This is a genomic window from Pseudomonas fluorescens (assembly GCF_019212185.1).
Taxonomy (GTDB): Bacteria; Pseudomonadota; Gammaproteobacteria; order Pseudomonadales; family Pseudomonadaceae; genus Aquipseudomonas.
This window is the reverse complement of the sequence record NZ_CP078138.1, coordinates 3,801,521-3,819,944: the sequence shown is the minus strand read 5'-3', so window position 1 is coordinate 3,819,944 and position 18,424 is coordinate 3,801,521. Positions and strand designations below refer to the sequence as shown.

Genomic DNA, 18,424 nt, shown 5'->3' with positions numbered 1-18,424 from the left:
CCCTGAAAAGGCGCGGCTTTCGCCGTTCAACGAGCGGCGATCAATTCGGCAGCATGCTCAGAAACAGACGTTGATCCCGTGGCGCGGTAATCGGACTGTAGAGATCGCGGACGATCACTGTGTTGTCCGCTCCGGCCTTGGCTATCAGGTCCTTGAGCGTGATAAAACGATGCTCCGGGCGCTTCAGGTGGGCGACGCTGTAGCTCGCAGGCGTGCTGCTCGCCTGGGCATAGTGAAAGTGTGCGTACCACAGGACCTTCAGCGAGTTTTTCTCACGGATCGCAAACTCCGTCAGATAGTCTTTGGCTGCGGTGCGCTTGAGCGCCTGGACCAGGCCAATATCCACCGCCTGGTGATCACGCAGGTACTGAATGTTTTCCTCGCGCGGACGTTGTGCCTTGAAACCCTCGATGCAGTGTTGCTGGCCCTTCAGGCGGGCTTGCGCGGCACCACTGCGTAGGGTTTCGAGGGCGCCGGCCAGTTGCGGATGCTCGGCATGGGTGCGCTCAAGCTCGCCGGCCAGGGTTTCGATCCGTTCGGCCTGGTAGCCCAGCATGTCGTTCCAGTCACGCGGGTTGAGCTGATCGCGGCGTAGCGGATCGGCGAGCTTCTTCCTTTGAAAGTCGATTGAACGCTCAATGGCCGGGACCTCGTCGATCAGTCGCTGCCCCTCTGCCCGCAGGACGGCGAAAGCACGCGGCGGGGGTGTCAGGGTCGGTTTTACCGGTGCGGCGTCGACAATCTCGACCCATCCCTCACCGGGGTGCTCCATGAATCGGCCGCCCACCTGCAGGGTCACCGGATGGCGGCTGACCATCGTCGCAAACGGCATACCGGCCTGCGCCGGCTCCAGCTCACCCACCAGTGCACCTTTGTCCCGTGACTTGAACACGCGCTTGGTGTTCGACGGGACTTTCAGCGTTTTAAGTGCCGCCGATGAAGGAGGCAGAAATTCATCTTCGCGCAACAGATCGGCGAGTTCGGCCTCGGCACTGCTGCGGGCGGTCTCCAGGCGGGTCATCAGCAGGTCCATGAAGGGCTGCCGGATCAGCGGTGACCCGAGCTCCTGCAACGAACGATTGAATGTCAGGCGTTCTTCATAGTGTTTGATCACGTTGCTCAGGACGTCCTTGCGCTCCTGTGGGGTGAAGCCATCGGTGATCATCAGGTCGAGGTGGGAGTTTTCAAACGCCACCATGTCGTCACGACGCGCCTCGTAGGCCTTGATGAAGTACTGTTCCTGGGGCGTGCTGGCATCGCTGAAGAAGTCAACGCTCAGGGTGTTGAGGACATCCAGTGACTCAAGGACCGCCGCATCGCGGTTGTAGTAGCGGGTGCGCGGATTGTCCTTGAGAAACTTCAGGCGGATGGCCGGCCCGGTCTTGAAGTTCTGCGCCAGCTCCGTCAGCACCTCGTCGAAGGCGATCATCGCCTGGGTGTAGCGCTCGGAGGCGGCAAAATTGTTCTCCAGCATGTCGTACATGCGCTGCGAGCCTTCAATGTCATTGATTTTGTGCTGCCTCTCGATCAGCGGTTCGCCTTGCTCGGAAATGAAGCTGGCCAAATAGAGGTCGGTCAGGCGATGGATACGCAAGACGTGGGCCCCCAAAATCTTATGGTACTCGTCGGTCGCGCTGCCCTCGAAGTCGAACCTCGCGTCGACCTCTTTGAGCTGGCGGAAAGCCTCGATCAGCTCACGCCGGGCCTGGATCAGTTGGTCAATGACGATCTCTTCTCGTTCCTGCAGCACCTGGAAATCCAGGCGGCTGCGGGATCGCGCAAGCACCTTGAACCGCTGCGTATCCATCAGTTGCTGGTCGTCGGGTGATGCTCGCAGACGCGCCCGGGCGACTCCCAGCTCGTTGTGATTTTTTTCGTAGGCGGTTTTGGCAACGCTCAGTAGATGGTCCAGATCCCTGGCCTGGCTGATCAGCTGTGACGCCTTCTCGCCGATTCGACCGACTTCGTCGCGCACCTGTTGGCGCTTCTTCTCGATCTCCGCCAGCTTGTTCTGCAGGCGATTCTTGGGGCCGCCCCCTCGCAACTTCAACCCGCGATCCAGTGTCCAGTGGCCCTGACCATCAGTCTGCAGCTTGAACCCGGGGTGCCCAGGCTTGTGCGGGTGAATGAGGTACACCTCGCCTAGGTCGAGATCGACAGTGACCTTGAACAACAGGCCCGCCACCGACCCGTACCATTGATGGTCGATACGGTAAAGGCCCCTGACTATCCCAATGTCGACAGGCTCGGGAGCCGGCACGGGCCAGTCGACGTGCAACTCAAGCAAGGCATTGAGCAAGCGTCGGCTGGACGAATCTCTGGCGCTGGAGTGAATGAAATCGATCTGGGTGCTGTCGCCCGCCGGCGGCGATGCGGGCAGGCCGGTGGCACCTTGTTCGATAACGGCGCTTGCCACAAATGTCTCTTCGGGGGCGCGACGCAAGGCTGCGAGATGCAGCGCCGGGTCTGGCGACTCGTGCACCGGCAGAGGCGGATGTCCACGGGAGGACAGTTGCATCAGCAGCAGGCCGACGTTGAGCAGCAGGTCGACCCAGGCCAGTTCCCTGGCGGTCGGATCATCACTGTGCAGCGCCGGTATATCCTGATTGAGGCTGACGGCCAGTTGCAGCATCCAGCCGGCGAGCATTGCCGGACCACTGAGCACCGGCAGGAGGATGGTGTTGAACAGCAGCCAGCCGCCCTCGCGCACAATCGCCCAGCGGCTCTCGGCGTTGGACACCGACTCTCTGTCTGCCAGGTCGACCAGCGCTCGGGCGTTGCAGGTGTAGAGGTACTGGGTCAGGTTGACGCTGGCCAGGGCCTGGGCGCTTGTATCCTGAGCCAACTGTGCCGGCTGCGGCTTTTCCCAACGGACGCTGTCGTCCCCCGACAGAAATTGTAGGATATGCGGGCTGTTGAAACCGTCATGGCTGTAGATCGGCCGGGCCTTGTCCGGCAGCCAACTCAACACGCTGTCTTGCAGGGCACCGGTATGGGCAATGGCCTCGAACAGGGCTTCACGGCTGGCGAACTGTAGCAGGGCGTCCCGGTACACGGGGCGGTAGAGAATGTGCGGGCCAACCGCAATGTCTCGCGGTTCAATGATGAACATATTCTCGACCACGTCCGCGCTCGCGCCGGGCTGGCGGATAAAGGCCAGCGAACGGATCACAATGTCCTGGCCGTCGACCACGCGCTCGGGTGCCTGGCTGTGCAGAACCGCCCTGACGCAGCGGTATCCGTGGAAGCTCAGGCCGTGTTCGCCACGTATGGCATGTTCAAGTGCCTGCAGCGGCAGTTGGACCTTGAGCATCTGGCCAAAGAGGCTGGCGCGGCGGGCAGATTCACCGGCGTCGTCGAGCAATAGGGCCTTTAGCTGCTGCGGGTAGCGTTGACCAATGTTCACCCGGCTGATCAGCCCCTCGGTGCTGCTGAACAGGCCCGGTACACCGAGGATGTAGTCGGCGTTCAGCCAGGCAGGAACGGCTTTGCCGCTGCTGTCGCTGACGGTCATGTTGCGTGAGGGCATGGCGCTGAGGTTGCGGATCGCCAATTCGCTCAACGGCATCGGCACGTGGGTGACGAAACCACTGCCGAAATCACCGGCCGCGACATGGAAGTTGAGTAGCAGATCCTGCGGCTCGTTTTGCACATCTGGATGATCGAGGCGTAACTGCGTGCGCAAGGCTTCAAGGGTGAAGGCTTGCAGGTTGTCGATGCCGTCGAGGAATGACTTGCCTGCGGTCAGTCGCTGCAGGCGAGCTTGCTCCACCAGTAACTGGCGGTACTCGTCGCGCTGGGTATCGGTTCCATCCTTGAGCCATTGCGGCAGGGCAGCGTGGATTTTTTCCATGGCGGGCGCGACTGGCACAGGCGCATCGCGAAAAAATCGACTGGGATCGGTGCAGGCGGCGATGCGTCGCTCCAGGGCGGCCACCCCTTGATCAGCGGGGAAACGCAGAGCATCCAGACTTTGCAACTGACGCTCCAGCAGCAAGGCGGCCTGGGTATCGAAGATATTGCCGTCAGGCTCGGAGCGCTCGATCACCAGGGTCTCGGCTTGGAATTGGCGCTCCACTTCGCTCCCCCAGGCCTGATTAAAGGCGTGCATGTCCGGGTATGACTCCAGGCGCCCGCAACTCCGGTACAAAAACACCCGTTCGGCCTGGACGATCAGTAGATCGGGGCTGAGCAACGAGTGGCTTTGGCCATGGCTGAGCAAGCGGGTTTCCAGGCACCAGGCATGCACAAAACCGCCGGGGCAGAGGATGGCTTTACGCTCGCGGCGGTCTGGGTGGCGGGCCAATTGGTAGAGCGCGTCCCTGGCCGTTGTCTGCATCACGGGCAGTAGGCTGGTAGCGCTGCTCAGGCCGCTGGCCAGCAAGTCGCCGAGCCATTTCCAGTGGCTGTCGCCGTGTTCGTCGAGCTGGTTCCAGTAGTCGCTCAGGGCGTTCTGCAGGTGTGTGCCGAGGGTATCCGCCAGGGCCAGGATCTGATCCTGGATGACCGCCATGTCCGGACGCCCGGGGCCCTGCGAGCCAGTAAAGTACAAGCGCGAGGGCAACTGGTTGCTGAGGAAGTGCGTACGACCGTCGATTTCCTGAGTGAGGTCGAGGCGAGTGCCGTGGGCGAGAAAGTCCAGGGCGACGTCGATCAGCAGGATGAAATCCCAGCCCCCGGTGCGGTTCGGGACGGCCAGGCGGGTAACCTGCGGATCCAGCGGCAGGCTCGGGTATTGCTCGAGAATACTGGCGGCCAGCACGTGCCCGACGATCTGGCGCAGGGTCGGTCGGCCGGCAAATCGCAGGGCGACCGCCTGGGCGGGGGCGTCGCTCAAGGATATGGGTAGAAGGGTGGTTTGGTCTGGCATGGCGGATTCCTTTCTGCAGCGAAAATAAGGGACTTCGCTGCCAGAATGGAGGGCGCGGCAAGCGTCTGTGCGCTAGCGCGCTACCGCTCGGATCAGCCGCAAACGTGCCTGCTCAAGCCTGACTTGGCGCTGGGCGCAATGGGGTATCATGCTGGCTTTTCCACCCAAAGATTAATTGCCATGACTGCTGTGACCGACACCTTGCTCAACGCCCTGGAAAACTGCGACATGCTGGAAATCGACGGCCTGCACGCCTTCGATTTCTACCTCGACGAGGACGATAACCTGCACATCGAGTGCATGGACGGCCGCGCCAACAAGCGTTGGCAGTTCAGCCTGGCCCAGGTAGAGGCAGCAGTGTTCGATAGCACACTGCACAGCTGGACCCTCTGCAGCGATGCCGGCGAGCATCGCCTGGTGTGCCTGAGCGCGCTCAGTGGTAGCAACCAAGAGGACGACGAGCATGCGGATGCCTAAGGTCTGGCCGCTATTGGTGGTCGCAGGCATCGGGGCAATGGGTGGGCCAGCAGTCGCGGCTCAGCCCCATCAATTGCTGATCGGCAGCTACACCCAAGGCACCAGCCAGGGGATTTATCACCTCAGCTTCGACAGCCAGACCGGCCTGCTCGATGCCAAGCCGCTGCAGGTGATCAAGAGCGCCAACCCGTCGTGGCTGACGCTCTCGGCCGACCAGCGCCGTCTGTTCGCGGTCAACGAGAACGGTCCAGGACAACGTGATGTGGTCGGACGGGTCAGCAGTTTCGCCGTCGATCCCAAGTCTCGGCAATTGAGCCCGATCAATCAGGTGCAAAGCCTCGGCAATGAGCCGACGCATTCGAGCCTGAGCGCCGATGGGCGTTACCTGTTTGTCAGCAATTATTCGGTGGCTGAGGATCCGGGCGGCAGCCTGGCGGTATTGCCAGTGGATGCCGGCGGCCGGTTGTCGCCGCCGGTGCAGTTGAGCAGCCACCCGGCGAGTCGGATCAACCCCGAGCGGCAACGGTCAGCGCATGTGCATTCGACCGTGTCGTCGCCGGATGGTCAGTACGTGTTTTCCAACGACCTGGGGGCCGATCGGGTATTCGTCTATCGCTATGAGCCCAAGGCCCACCCCGAGCATCCGCTGGTCGCCGCGACGCCGGCCTCGGTGCAATTGCCGCCCGGCAGTGGGCCGCGCCATCTGCTGTTCGGTGCCGACGGCAAGCACGCCTACCTGAGCATGGAAATGAGTGCGCAAGTGGCAGTGTTCGACTACCAGGCGGGGCAACTGACCCAACGCCAACTGGTGGACCTGGCGGCAGGGCAACCGGCAGCCAACAAAGCCGCTGCCGCATTGCACGCATCGCGCGATGGCAAGTTTCTCTACGTCAGCAACCGTGGCGCCGCCAACGAACTGCTGGTGTTTGCCATCGATCCGGTCAGTGGCGAGCTGAAAGAGCTGCAACGGCGTTCGGTGGAGGGCGATCACCCGCGCGAATTCAGTCTCGATCCGAGCGAAAAATTCGTGCTGGTGGCCAACCAGAAGAGCAATCAGATCGTGGTCATCGAGCGTGACCGGCAGACGGGCTTGCTGGGCAAGACCGTGCAGAAACTGCCGTTCGATGCCCCCAGCGACATCAAGTTCTTCTCTGCTGAATAAGGCTGCAGGCCCCGGTTGACGGGGCCTGCGTGCTTGTATTAATCAGAGTGATAACGGCTACTGCTACAAAAGATTTCAAGCGCTCCAAGCATCAGGCGTAAGTTTGCTTCACGGCCTACACAGGCAAACAAGCCAACTGCACACGAGGGTTACCGCCATGAATTTCAATCTCTTCTCCGTGATCGCCGCTTCCGCCATTTCCGCCAGCGTGGTGTTGCCGGCGGGCGCCAGTGTCGAAATCAGCTCGAAAAAATCCGCGACCCATAGCTACACCCAGAAGTACCTGCAGCAGAGCGCCAATTTCTATGCGGCGCTGGATCATAAGGTTCAGCATTGATTGCACATTTCGGGTGTGTTGCTGATGGCCCATTCGCTAGCTGGCTAGCGAATGGGCGCTCCTACAAGAGCTGCTACTTCTGCTTGATCATCACCGCCACAAACAGCCCTGATTGCAACAAACCCTCCAACCACGCCTGCAAATGCCGATACGGCGTCTGCGCGAACCAGTCGCGGTCGACGTGGGCGAATTGACGGATGAAGGGCAGCAGGGCCATGTCGGCCAGGCTGGGGTGTGCGGCCAGGAGAAAAGCCTGGCGTTGCAGCAAGCCGTCGAGCTTGCGCAGAAACGCCTCGCCTTCACTGCGATAGTGTTCCATCGGCTGTTCGGGATAGCGCTCGGCGTATTTGTAGCGATTGAGTTGCAGCTTGAACGACTGGTCGTTTTCCTCAATCAGCGCCGCCATCAACGGTTGTGCATCGGCGTCGTCCTTGAGCATCCAGTCCTGCGGGTCGTGCTGTTGCAGGGCCCAGCGCATGATGTCCAGGCTCTCGTCCAACACCCGGCCGTCCGCGCTCAGCACCGGCACCGTGCCCTTGGGTGACAGTGCGAGCATGGCGGCGGGCTTGGCCTTGAGGCTGACTTCGACGATCTGCAGCGGCACTTCGCTGTAACGCAGGGCGAGGCGGGCGCGCATCGCGTAGGGACAGCGGCGGAACGAATACAGGGTATTCATTTGACCTCCAGGGTGCTCAGGCCATTGCCCTGGCGGTGGACCTGGATTTGCACCGGGATCCGTTCATGCATTTCCTGGACGTGGGAGATCACCCCGACCTTGCGCCCCTGCGCCTGCAACCCGTCGAGGGCGTCCATGGCCAGTTGCAGGGATTCCGGATCGAGGCTGCCGAAGCCTTCGTCGATAAACAGTGATTCGATTTTCAGCGTGCTCGAGGCCATCGACGCCAGCCCCAACGCCAGGGCCAGGGACACCAGGAAGGTCTCGCCGCCGGACAACGAGTGCACCGAACGCAGCTCATCGCCCATTTCGGTGTCCAGCACCAGTAAGCCGAGCATGCTGCCGCCGCGCTTGAGCCGGTAGCGTCGTACCAGTTGGCGCAACTGGACGTTGGCGTGGTGCACCAGCAGGTCAAGGTTGTAGGCCTGGGCGATCTTGCGGAAGGTGTCGCCGGTGGCCGAGCCGATCAGCGCGTTGAGCCGTGCCCAGCGCTGCCACTCGTTGTAAGCCTCATCGATGCGCTGAGCCAGGGCTTGATTGGCGTCCTGGCGACGCTGGTCCTCGGCTTGTTGCGCACGCAGTTCGGCGCAGTGTTGTTCGCGCTGGGCGTTGTCGTGCTGGACCGCGACCAGGGCGCCGGCCAGTTGCTCGGCGTCGAATGGCTCGCTGTGCAGCGCCTGGTGGTCGTGCAGGCGCTTCTCGCGTTCCTGCAGCAAGACCCTGGCCTGTTCGATGGCCGACTCGCTCGATTTGAGTTGCTGGCGCAACTGGCTGACTTGCTCATCGCTGTAACCCAACAACCGCTCCAGACCGCCGTCATCCAGTTGCGGATGCAAGGCGCGCCAGTCGGCGATGCGCTTGCCCAGATCACTGCGCTCCGCCTCTAGCGTCTGCTGACGCTCCTGCTCAGCCTTGAGTTCGGCAGCCACCTGAATCAACTGACTGGCAACGTCCTGCAAGTGCTGCTCAGCCTGGCTTTGCGCCTGGCGTGCCTGTTCCACCGACTGTTCCAGATGCTCTTGCCATTGTTCGGCACGGGCGTGTTCGCCCAGCAGCTCGCCCAGAGTGTCGCGGGCGGCTTGCTGTTGCTCGGCGAGTTGGCCGTGCTGTTGCAGTGCCGCCTGCAATTGCGCGCTGCGATGCAGTTGCCGTTCCTGTTCTTTCTCCAGGTGCTGTTGGCGCTGTTGCTGCTCTTCAAGTTCCTCGCGTTGCCGGCTCAGTTGCTCCAGGCGCTGGCTAACCTGTTGGTCGAGCTGCATGAAGGTCGCGGCCGGCTCACTACGCAAACCGTCCATGACCTCAGCCGGCAGCAAGTTGGCAAAGCCTGTGAGCTCTTCCTCCAGGCGTTTGCGGTCGTTGCTTAATTCATGTTGCTGCAGGGTCAACTGTTGGCTGGCTTGCTGGCTGGCCTTTTCGGCCGCCTGCAGCGCCTGAGTCAAGCGTGCAGCCTCGTGTTGCACGGCGAGCAGGACGCTTTGGCGTTGTTCGTCCTGGCCGATGCGTTGCTGCAATTGCGCGGTCTGCTGGGCCAGCCAGGGCTCGCGACGAGCGTCGTCCTGATCGAACAGCTGGATGGCCAGTGGATGGGCTTCGAGCTCCGGGCTGAGGCTCTGCTGCTGGAGCGCGAGTTGCTCCTGTTGCTGCAGCAGTTCTTTTTGCTGGGCGATCAGGCCGCCGACTTCGGCGCGCAACTCACCGAGTTTTTCCTTGAGTTGATCGACGGCCAACTGCGCGCTGGCCTGTTCGTTCTGGTCATGCCGGCCGAGGCTTTGCAGCAGGGCTTCAGGCTGATGATAGGGATGCTCGGCACTGCCGCACACCGGGCAAGGCTGGTCGTCCTGCAACTGTGCGCGCAGTTCCTCGACACTGGCGCTGCGAGCCAGGCGCTGGCGCTCTAGCAGTTCTCGGGTGACCTGCAGGGCCTGCTCGGCGAGGGTCAATTCGGCCTTGGCCTTTACCCCGTCAGCGGTCAGGCGTTCGCGTTCGCCGTGCACGCTGTTCAGGCGTTCTTGCAGCGCCTGGCCGCGGCTGTGCAGTTGCTGCTGACTGGCCCACAGACGGGACAGCTCTTCGATCGCCCGCAGCTGTTTGCGATTGTCCTGCAGCAGGCTGCCGAGGATCTGCACCTGCTCGGCGACCGCCGCCGGCTCGACATCGGCCTCGCTGTAGAGCACCGCCAGTTGTCGGCGTTGCTGGTCCAGGTGACTGGCGCTGTCGCTGGCGCGCTGCTGCAGCGCAAGTAGCTCGGTCTCGCCCTGTTTCAGGCGATTGCCCACCAGCATCAGTTGCTGCAGGCGCTCGCGGTGCAGGCGCCAGGCGTCGCAGACCGGCGCCAGGTGCAGGCTGTGCTCCAGCTGGCTGGCGATGCTCGCCAGTTGCTCGGCGGCGCGCTGTTGCTGTTCGAGCATCTGCGCAATCGCCTGCTGGCCGCCGAGGCTGGCCTGTTCGGCGCTGAGCTTGTGCTCGTTCGCGGCAGTGATGGCCTCGACCAGCCGCTGCAGATTGGCTTGTTCGGCAAATGCCTGGCGCAGGCGCGGGGCATTGCTGCTGTGTTGTTCCTGAGCCTGGAGCAGCGCGGCTTTGGCGCTGGCCAGGCCCACTTCGAGCTCGGCCTGACGGGCCTGATGCGCGCTCTGTTGGCTGCTGTGTTGCTGGATCTGTGCAGCCAACGGGGTTAGCTGGGCGTCGAGTTCAACCTGCCGGGAAAACTGGTGACGCTGCGGCGCCAATTGCTCCAGACGCTGCAGGTTCAGACGGTCGTCGGCCAGGGCATCGGCGTCCCGTTGTGCTTGCTGCAGTTGGTCGACGGCGGCCTGGTGCAAGGCCTGGATCTGCTGCAATTCGTTGAACCAGCTGTGTTGCAGTTCAAGCTGCTTGAGTTGTGCCTGACCGTGCTGCAGTTGCTGCTGCGCGTCTGCCAGTCGTTGATTCAGTTCGGCGCGGGCCTCGGCGGCCAGCGGGGTGATGCCGCTGGCCTGGTCCTGCAGCAGCTTGTGGGCTTCGCGGGTCTCCTTGCTCTTGTCGAAGGCGCGCTTGCCCAGCCGTGTGTAGAGCGCGGTGTCGGTGAGTTTTTCCAGCAACTCGCTGCGATCGTTGTCGTCAGCTTTGAGGAAGGCGCTGAACTCGCTCTGGGCGAGCATCACCGCGCGGGTGAACTGCTCGAAGTTAAGCCCCAGCACGGCTTCGAGCTGGCTCTTGTACTCGCCTTTCTGGCTGGCCAGCAGTTGATCGGTGTCCAGGTCGCGCAGGCTCTGGCGGCTCGCTTGCAGCTTGCCGGTGGCTTTCTCTCGGGCGCGGTTGGCTTCCCAGCGGGCGCGATAGCGGCGGCCGTCGATGCCGAGGAAATCGACTTCGGCGAAGCCCTCGCCGGTGCCGCGGCGCAGCAGGGTGCGCGGATCGCCGCTGGCGATTTCGCCATCGGCGTCCGGGACCTTGGCGTCACGTCCGGTACTGTTCAGCCGTGGTACGGCGCCAAACAGCGCCAGGCACAGGGCATCGAGCAGGGTGCTTTTGCCGGCGCCGGTGGGGCCGGTAATGGCGAACAGGCCGGAGCTGGCCAGCGGTTCGCGGGTGAAGTCGATTTCGAACGGCCCGGCCAGTGAGGCGAGGTTTTTCAGGCGAATGGCAAGGATTTTCACGGCTGTTCGCTCTCCTGTTGCACGTCCTGCAGCAGTTGGGCGAAGTCCTGCAGGGTCTGCTCGTCAACGGTGCTGCCGTAGCTGTCCTGCCAGGCGCGACTGAACAGTTCCTGGGGCGTGAGCTGGTCCAATTCAATCAATTGACTGTTGTCGTCATGGCCGTCGCGGCTGCCGCTGCCGGCGTATTCAACGGCAATCCGCACCAGGCGCACCGCCTTGCCTTGCAGGGCGACTTCAAGCTGTTGGCGTAGGTCTGGTTGTGGCTCGTCGAGGCGCACTCGCACCTCCAGCCAGGGTTGGCGCTGAACCTCGGCCAGCAGGTCGATGTCTGGCAGTTCCGCAAGCTGTCCGAGGATTTCACTGAGCGGCGCCGGGCCGATGCGCTGCAGATTGACCGCCCGCGGGATCAGCCGAGGTTCGACGCTGACCAGGGTTTCGCCGTCGAGGCGCACGTCGAGGATCTGGTGCTGATAGCCGATTTCGGAAAACGACAGCGGAATCGGTGAGCCGCAATAACGAATGCGCTCCTCGCTGTTGACCCTCTGCGGCTTGTGCAGGTGACCGAGGGCAACGTAGCTGATGCTCGGGCCAAACAGACTGGCCGGCAGGGCCTCAGCGTTACCGATGATCAGGCTGCGTTCGGAATCCTCGGACACCGAGCCGCCGGCCATGTGCGCGTGACTGATGGCGATCAGCGCCTGGCCCGGCAGGCGTTTGGCGTTGGCCGCTTCGATCAGCCATTCGTGGACCTGACCGATGCCACGCAAGTAGTTGTCACCAAGATGGGCGCCGGTGACTTCCGCCGGGCGCAGGAAGGGCAGGGCCAGGCACCAGGCGGCAATCGCCCCCGAGGCGTCCGGCAGTGGGATCAGCAGGCGCTCGGCGTCCAGTTGGCCGTCATCGAGCCACAGCACGCGGCCCAGAGCATGGGCGCGCAGGCGGCGCATCAGTGGCGCGGGCAACTCGATCCGCGAGCCGGAATCGTGGTTGCCGGCGATCATCACGATGGTCAGCAACGGCTGCTGTTCGTGGGCGCTGACGATGAAGTCATAGAGCCGCTCCTGGGCTTTGACCGGCGGGTTGACCGTGTCGAAGATATCGCCGGCGATCAGCAACACGTCGGGCTGTTCCTGCCCCAGTTGACGCAGCAGCCAGTCGAGGAAACAGCCGTGTTCAAAGTCGCGTTCCTGGCCGTGGAGGTTTTGCCCCAGGTGCCAGTCGGAAGTGTGAAACAGACGCAAGGCGGACTCCGTTGAATTCATGAAGGGTGCGCTGTATGGGCAGCCTTCGGTCGATCACAATGTTTGCATTCACCGCAGATCCCTGTGGGAGTGAGCCTGCTCGCGAAGATTGTCAGGGTGGCGGTGATTATTTGGGATAAAGCGGCGGCAAACTGCTGTCGCCCTGTGGCGCCTGGACCCCTTCGGCGGTGGGGATGGCGCGGATTGCGCGCCACAGCTCTTCGCCTTGCCAATACTGCCCGCTTTCGCTGTACAGCGCGCCGTTCAGGCCATCCAGCGCATCGGACAATGGCACGAAGCGCGCGGCCATGTCGGCCAGGGTTTCCGGTTGTTGACGGGCCCAGGCGTCGAGGGCCTGGCGGGTGGCTTGCGGGTCGTTGGCCAGGCTGGCGCGCTTGAGGTCGTCGAGCACCGTGCGCGGGCTCGGGCCGGTTTGCGCGGCGCGCAGGATCGCCGGTTGCCAGCGCGCTCGCCACCAAAGGCCGAAGCCCAGTGCGGTGGTGCAGGCGAGGATCAACGTGGCGAGTTTCCAGTACCAGAGTTCCTCGCTGTCCACCGCGTTTTGCGCGGTGGCGTTACCCGCTGGCGTGTCCACCATCAGGCTCGGGTTGTTGAGGATGTGCAGGGTGCGCGCCGGCAGGCTGCTGCGCTCCAGGTGATCTTCCTGGGTGTTCCACCAGACCACTTCCACCGCCGGCAACTCGATAGTGCCGCTGCGTGTCGGCACCAGCGCTTCGCGGTCTTCACGGCTGCCGATCAAGCCATGATCAGTGTTCTGGTTGCTCATTTGTGGCTGGTCGGGATAACGCCGCAGGCCATTGACGTCAGTCGCCGGCAAGGGCGGCAATTGCGAACTGGCCAGGCCTTCGGCCTTAAGGGTCAGGCTGCGGGTCAGCGAATCGCCGACCTGGCTGCGGTCAGGTTCCGGGCTCCAGTTCTCGCCCAGGGTCAGGCTGCGCGCCGGCAACCAAGGGGTGTCGGCTGGATAGTCAGCCGGCTTGGCCTTGACGTTGAGGCGGGCTTCGGCGGAAGTGATGCGCAGCAACTTACCCGACTTCGGCGCCTGGCCGGACTGGGTGTCGACCAGGGTCGCGGTGAACACCTGGGATGGAATGTTCAGCACGCCGCTGTGTTGCGGATAGATCGCATAGCGTACTTCGATCACGCCATGACGCACGTCGTTGATCAGTTTTTCATAGGTGCGCGACTCGCCCAGCTGTTCGACGCGGGCATCGGCCATCTGCAAGGGCGTGACACTGCTGTCATCGTACAGCGACACCGAGTGGTAGATGCGCAAGGTCAGGATGGCCTGGGCCTGCACGTACACGCTGTCCTGGTCGATACTGGCTTCGATGAACACCGGCGTCAGGGTGCTCGGGGTCTCCTGAGCCTGCTCGGGGGCGACTTGCAGTTCGATCGGTTCGCTGCTGAATTCCCCCAGTTGCAGCGCTGGAATGACCACGGTCCCGGTCTGTTTGGGCAGCAGGGTGATGATCCAGCGGGTGGTGGCCTGGGTTTCGCCATTGAGGGTCGTGGGTTGATTGACCTGGCGCGTGCCACGCACCTCGAACAGCGGGTCGAGGCTGCTCAGGTCGGGCTTGCCGAACAGCGTGACATCGCTGGATTCCAGAGTCAGCTCGACCGTTTCGCCGGCGCTCAGCTGGCTGCGATCGACGCTGGCGCCCAGCCCGGCAGCCTGGGCATTGATAGTCCAGAGCAGCAGGCTGAGCGAGAATGCGGTGAAGCGGGTCATCGAGTTTTTCCCTGATCCTGATGTTGCTGCTGTTCGTACCAGAATTTGCGCCTGAGCAGTTCACCCGGTTGATCGGGGATCTTGCGCAACCATTGTTCAAGAGCTTCGCGGTGTTCGCCATCGAGGTCGACATCGGCGTCGCTGATCGGCGGCACGGTGGTCTGCTCGTCGCCCAATTCACTGCCGGGGACTTCATTATTGCCCGGCTGCGGTGGCTTGTCGGTTGCGCCGGGTTGATCCGCCGGGGTGTCGCTTTCGTGGGCGACGGCTGGCTCGCCAGGCTCGGTCTGACCCTCGTGCGGCGGTGTTTCACTGCCGGGCGCTTCGCTGGTCGGGCCGGGTGGCGTGGCTTGCTCGGCGGTTTGCGCAGGCTGCTCTTCGGCCGGCGGCTCCTCAGCGGGCGGTTGCGGCTTGCTCTGCTTGAGCAGGGCCTCGACCAGGGCTTTGTTGGTCAGCGCCGGACGCAGGTCGGGTTGCAATTCCAGGGCCTGATCGTAGGCGTCCAGGGCAGCCTCCAGTTCGCCGCTGCGGGCCAGCGCATTACCGCGATTGTAGTGGGCGCGGGCGTCGCTGCCCTGGGCGAAGCGCTCGGCGGCCGCCGCATACTGGCCGGCCTCATAGAGTGCCACACCTTGCCATTGCGGATCTGCGAAGTGCTCGGCGGCGGCCAGCGGTTGTTTTTCCTTGAGCAGGCGCAGGCCCTGCTGATCGGCGCGCAGCCACAGGTCGTTAAATTCGAAGGCGTAGCTCGGTTGCGGCAGCAGGCACAACAACGGCAGGCACAGCAGCCAGCCACGCCGCCCGGCGCATGCCGCCAGCAGCAACAGTGGCAGCAACAGCCAGTAACCCTGGTCGGCCCAGGTGTCCAGGCGCAGGGTCTGGCCATCCTCGCGCACGCTGTGGGGGGCATCGAACAGGCCGAGGCCGCGCAGGTCGCTGTCGTCGACCCGGGCCTGGCGATAGCGCCCGCTCAGTTCATTGGCGAAGGCCTTAAGGCTCGGGCTGTCGAGGCGCGGCACGAGAATGGCGCCCTGGGCATCCTTGAGAAAGCTGCCGTCTTCGGCGGTGACCGGTGCGCCTTGAGCGGTGCCGATACCCAACATTAACCACTGTGGTGCCTGACCGCGCAAAGCCTGGCGAATGCCCAGGCGTTCCTGCTCGCTGAGGGACGAGCCAATCAGCAGGATCCGCCCCTGGCCGAGGGCGCCGCGTTCGAGCAGGGTCAGCGCCTTGGTCACGGCGAGGTCGGCACGGTGCCCGGCCTCGGGCATGATCGAGGGCTTGAGGGCTTCGAGCAGGTTACGGCTGGTGGCCAGGTCATCCGACAGCGGCACCAGGGTGTGGGCGCTGCCGGCGTACACGACAATCGCAGTCTGCGCGTCGCTGCGGCTCTGCAGCAGGTCGAGCAGCTTGCGCCGCGCTTGTTCCAGGCGCGTCGGCGCAACATCGGTGGCGAGCATTTCCGGGGTCAGTTCGAGCAGCACCACCAGCGGATCGGCGGGTTTTTGCGCGGTTTGCTCGACCCGATCCCAGCCAGGACCGAGCAATGCCAGCAGCGCCAGGAGCCAGGCCAGGCCGAGGACAATCCACGGCGCCTTGCTTTCGCGGCCACTGCCGCCCTGCAGCAGGGCTGCGTGAAAGGCTGGCGGCAGGATCATCTGCCAGCGCCCGGCGCGCTTTTGCCGGTGCCAGAGTTGCCACAGCAGCCAGCCGAGCAGCGGCAGCAACAGCAGCCAGAACGGACGGAACCAATGGGGCCAGAGATCGATCATCGACGCCTCCGCAGCCGCAGGCGTTTCAGGCGTTCGCGCCAGTCAGGGTGTTGCTGGAGGAAATGCGAGCGGCTGAGCAGGCGTTGCACCGGGTTGTTCGGCCAGCGCTCGCGCACCACCAGCAACAGGCTCATCAGCAGCGCGGCGGCCAGCGGCCAGCTATACAGGGCCTGTGCCGGACGGGCCTGGGTCGGCTGTTGGTTGACCGGTTCCAGTTGATCGAGGGTCTGGCGGATCTCTTCCAGCTCGGCGCCGTCGCGGGCGCGGAAGTAGCGGCCGCCGGTGACCTCGGCGATGTCCTTGAGTGCCGGCTCATCAAGATCCAGGCTCGGGTTGACGCCGAGAAAACCCAGGGAACCGCTCTGCTCGGGATCGGCGCCGATACCAATCGGGTATATCTTCACGCCTTCCTCGGCCGCCAGCCTGGCCGCCGTCAGCGGCGCGATTTCGCCGCCGTTGTTGGCGCCGTCGGTGACCAGAACCAGCACCCGGCTCTGTGCCGGACGCTGGCGCAAGCGCTTCAGCGCGAGGCCGATGGCATCACCAATGGCGGTGTTCTTGCCGGCGATGCCGATCCGCGCTTCATCGAGCCAGATGCGCACGGTGCGCCGGTCGAAGGTCAGCGGCGCCTGCAGGTAGGCCTGGCTGCCGAATAGGATCAGACCCACGCGGTCACCGTCGCGCTGTTCCAGAAAATCGCCCAGCAGGTGCTGGACCAGGGTCAGGCGGCTGACGTCTTCGCCTTGCCACTGCATGTCGGGAAAATCCATCGAACCCGAGACATCTACCGCCACCAGCAAGTCGCGACCGCTGGCGGCAATCGGCAGCGGTTCGCCGAGCCATTGCGGACGAGCGGCAGCCGTCAGCAGCAGGAGCCAGAGCAGGATGAATGGCGCCTGCTGACGCCAGGTCGGCAGATTGGCCCTGGCACGACGGCGGGCGAGCTGTTCAAGGTCGCCGAGGAAACTGACCTTGAGCGCCGGCTCGCCACTGTCGGCGGCGGGCAGCAGGATGCGCATCAGCCACGGCAGCGGCAGCAAGGCGAAGATCCACGGCCAGGCAAATTCAAACATGTTTGCGGATCCAGGTGTCGACGGCCTGGGTCAGGCCGGCGATGGCCTTGTCATCGAGTTTGCATTCCGGCTTGTAGGCGCCCTCAACCAGGATCATCCAGCGCGTCAGGCCCGCTGCCGGGCAGCGATTATCGAGGAAGGCCAGCCACTTGCGGCCATTGAGGGTGTGGCTCTGGCTGTAGGGATAGTCATTGCGGCACAGGCGCTTGAGCAGGCCGTTGAGTTGCTGCAGCCAGGCCCCGGCTGGCGCACCGTCGTAGGGTTTGGGCATCTGTGCCAGCTCCGCCAAGGCCGCCACCCGCAACGGGTCCAGCGGCTGTTCGGCGCGCACCACGCGCCGCTTGATCGGGATAAACCGCCGCAGTTTCCACAGGCCGAAGCCGAGCAGCGGCAACAGGATCAGCAGCAGCCACCAGCCGGGCGCCGGCGGCCAGAACGGGATGGGCGGCGGGCTCATCAGCGGTTGCAGTTGCTCGAGGCCGTTCATTGGCTTTTGACCGGGCGTTGCGGGTTCAGGTACTCGCGCAGTTGCTCGACCATTTCGCTCTGCGTGCTCAAGGGCATTAGCAGCACCCGCAGCTTTTGCGCCAGCAACTCCCAGCGGGCAATACGGGCTTCGGCCTGGGCGCGATAGGCTTGGCGCAACTCGAAATTCAGGGTGTCGAGTTCCAGTTGCGCGCCACGTTCGGCAAAGCGCAGCAGGCCGGCGGCGGGCAGGGCGTGGTCCAGTGGATCGGAGAGCGGCAGCAACAACAGGTCGCAATGCCGCGACAGCAGGCTAAGTTGTTGTTCGGCGCCATCCGACAGGGCGCGCTCGTCGCAAATCACGATCACCAGGCTGCCTGGACGCAGTACCTCCCGAGCGCGGCGCAGGGCCAGGCCAAGGTCGTCGGCAGCCGGTTCGCTCTCGGTGTTGAGCGACTGGTTGACCCGCACCAGGCGGTTGAGCAGTTGCAACAGGCTCTGCTTGCTGCGTCGCGGCTTGATTTCGTAGTGCTCGTTGTCGCCGTAGACCAGCCCGCCCACTCGGTCGTTATGCCCCAGGGCGGCCCAGCCGATCAGGCTCGCAGCCTGGGCGGCGATCACCGATTTGAACATCAGCCCCGAGCCGAAAAACAGCCGGCGGCTTTGCTCGACCATGATGAAGATCGGCCGTTCGCGCTCTTCATGAAAGAGTTTGGTGTGGGGTTCCTGGGTGCGTGCGGTCACCCGCCAATCGATGGTGCGCACGTCGTCGCCGGCCTGATAGACCCGCACCTGATCGAAGTCGACACCGCGACCGCGCAGCTTGGAGTGGTGCAGGCCAATCAACGGGCTGCGCTGGCTGGGGGTGGAAAACAGCTGCACTTCGCGCACGCGATGGCGCATCTCGATCAGTTCCGAGAGGCTGACGCGCATGCCGGGTTCCGCGGGCGGTGTGTTCAT

Annotated in this window: 12 protein-coding genes; 3 read left to right on the top strand and 9 right to left on the bottom strand. The window is 63.7% G+C overall.

Annotated elements, in window-relative coordinates; all coding sequences use genetic code 11:
* Window positions 1-40 precede the first annotated feature (40 nt).
* Complete coding sequence (locus tag KW062_RS17055) at window positions 41-4,870, bottom strand: DUF6543 domain-containing protein (protein WP_105755391.1); 4,830 nt, start codon at window positions 4,868-4,870, stop codon at window positions 41-43.
* Between the two features lie 180 nt (window positions 4,871-5,050).
* Here KW062_RS17055 and KW062_RS17050 point away from each other — a divergent pair, with 180 nt between their 5' ends.
* From KW062_RS17050 to KW062_RS17040, 3 genes are all read left to right on the top strand, one after another.
* Window positions 5,051-5,347 (top strand): DUF5629 family protein, encoded by a 297-nt coding sequence (locus tag KW062_RS17050; RefSeq protein ID WP_105755390.1) that lies wholly within the window; start codon window positions 5,051-5,053, stop codon window positions 5,345-5,347.
* Window positions 5,340-6,509: a lactonase family protein gene (locus KW062_RS17045; protein ID WP_105755402.1), complete on the top strand. Its 1,170-nt coding sequence runs from the start codon at window positions 5,340-5,342 to the stop codon at window positions 6,507-6,509. Before KW062_RS17050 ends, KW062_RS17045 begins: the two co-directional genes overlap by 8 nt.
* Window positions 6,510-6,666: 157 nt before the next feature.
* Window positions 6,667-6,846: a hypothetical protein gene (locus KW062_RS17040; RefSeq protein WP_027616540.1), complete on the top strand. Its 180-nt coding sequence runs from the start codon at window positions 6,667-6,669 to the stop codon at window positions 6,844-6,846.
* Between the two features lie 73 nt (window positions 6,847-6,919).
* Here the strand turns inward: KW062_RS17040 and KW062_RS17035 are convergent, their stop codons facing one another.
* The 8 genes from KW062_RS17035 to KW062_RS17000 form a co-directional block, all read right to left on the bottom strand.
* A complete protein-coding gene (locus tag KW062_RS17035) occupies window positions 6,920-7,522 on the bottom strand; it encodes a glutathione S-transferase (protein WP_105755389.1) in 603 nt (200 codons plus the stop codon).
* A complete protein-coding gene (locus KW062_RS17030) occupies window positions 7,519-11,160 on the bottom strand; it encodes an AAA family ATPase (protein WP_105755388.1) in 3,642 nt (1,213 codons plus the stop codon). Before KW062_RS17030 ends, KW062_RS17035 begins: the two co-directional genes overlap by 4 nt.
* A complete protein-coding gene (locus KW062_RS17025; protein WP_027616543.1) occupies window positions 11,157-12,401 on the bottom strand; it encodes an exonuclease SbcCD subunit D C-terminal domain-containing protein in 1,245 nt (414 codons plus the stop codon). Before KW062_RS17025 ends, KW062_RS17030 begins: the two co-directional genes overlap by 4 nt.
* A gap of 127 nt (window positions 12,402-12,528) precedes the next feature.
* Window positions 12,529-14,154 (bottom strand): BatD family protein, encoded by a 1,626-nt coding sequence (locus KW062_RS17020; RefSeq protein WP_105755387.1) that lies wholly within the window; start codon window positions 14,152-14,154, stop codon window positions 12,529-12,531.
* Window positions 14,151-15,926, bottom strand: a complete 1,776-nt coding sequence (locus KW062_RS17015; protein WP_105755386.1) for a VWA domain-containing protein — start codon at window positions 15,924-15,926, stop codon at window positions 14,151-14,153. The genes KW062_RS17020 and KW062_RS17015 overlap by 4 nt, the downstream gene beginning before the upstream one ends.
* Window positions 15,923-16,999: a vWA domain-containing protein gene (locus KW062_RS17010; RefSeq protein WP_027616546.1), complete on the bottom strand. Its 1,077-nt coding sequence runs from the start codon at window positions 16,997-16,999 to the stop codon at window positions 15,923-15,925. Before KW062_RS17010 ends, KW062_RS17015 begins: the two co-directional genes overlap by 4 nt.
* Entirely contained in the window at window positions 16,992-17,486 is a 495-nt protein-coding gene (locus KW062_RS17005; RefSeq protein WP_027616547.1) for a DUF4381 domain-containing protein, read from the bottom strand. Before KW062_RS17005 ends, KW062_RS17010 begins: the two co-directional genes overlap by 8 nt.
* Complete coding sequence (locus KW062_RS17000) at window positions 17,483-18,424, bottom strand: DUF58 domain-containing protein (protein ID WP_027616548.1); 942 nt, start codon at window positions 18,422-18,424, stop codon at window positions 17,483-17,485. Before KW062_RS17000 ends, KW062_RS17005 begins: the two co-directional genes overlap by 4 nt.

Excerpts from the sequence above, each read along its gene's own strand:
- KW062_RS17040 (WP_027616540.1), top strand. The coding sequence starts at position 6,667 with ATGAATTTCAATCTCTTCTCCGTGATCGCCGCTTCCGCCATTTCCGCC.
- KW062_RS17010 (WP_027616546.1), bottom strand. The coding sequence starts at position 16,999 with ATGTTTGAATTTGCCTGGCCGTGGATCTTCGCCTTGCTGCCGCTGCCG.
- KW062_RS17050 (WP_105755390.1), top strand. The coding sequence starts at position 5,051 with ATGACTGCTGTGACCGACACCTTGCTCAACGCCCTGGAAAACTGCGAC.
- KW062_RS17020 (WP_105755387.1), bottom strand. The coding sequence starts at position 14,154 with ATGACCCGCTTCACCGCATTCTCGCTCAGCCTGCTGCTCTGGACTATC.
- KW062_RS17035 (WP_105755389.1), bottom strand. The coding sequence starts at position 7,522 with ATGAATACCCTGTATTCGTTCCGCCGCTGTCCCTACGCGATGCGCGCC.
- KW062_RS17005 (WP_027616547.1), bottom strand. The coding sequence starts at position 17,486 with ATGAACGGCCTCGAGCAACTGCAACCGCTGATGAGCCCGCCGCCCATC.
- KW062_RS17000 (WP_027616548.1), bottom strand. The coding sequence starts at position 18,424 with ATGAACACACCGCCCGCGGAACCCGGCATGCGCGTCAGCCTCTCGGAA.
- KW062_RS17055 (WP_105755391.1), bottom strand. The coding sequence starts at position 4,870 with ATGCCAGACCAAACCACCCTTCTACCCATATCCTTGAGCGACGCCCCC.
- KW062_RS17045 (WP_105755402.1), top strand. The coding sequence starts at position 5,340 with ATGCCTAAGGTCTGGCCGCTATTGGTGGTCGCAGGCATCGGGGCAATG.
- KW062_RS17015 (WP_105755386.1), bottom strand. The coding sequence starts at position 15,926 with ATGATCGATCTCTGGCCCCATTGGTTCCGTCCGTTCTGGCTGCTGTTG.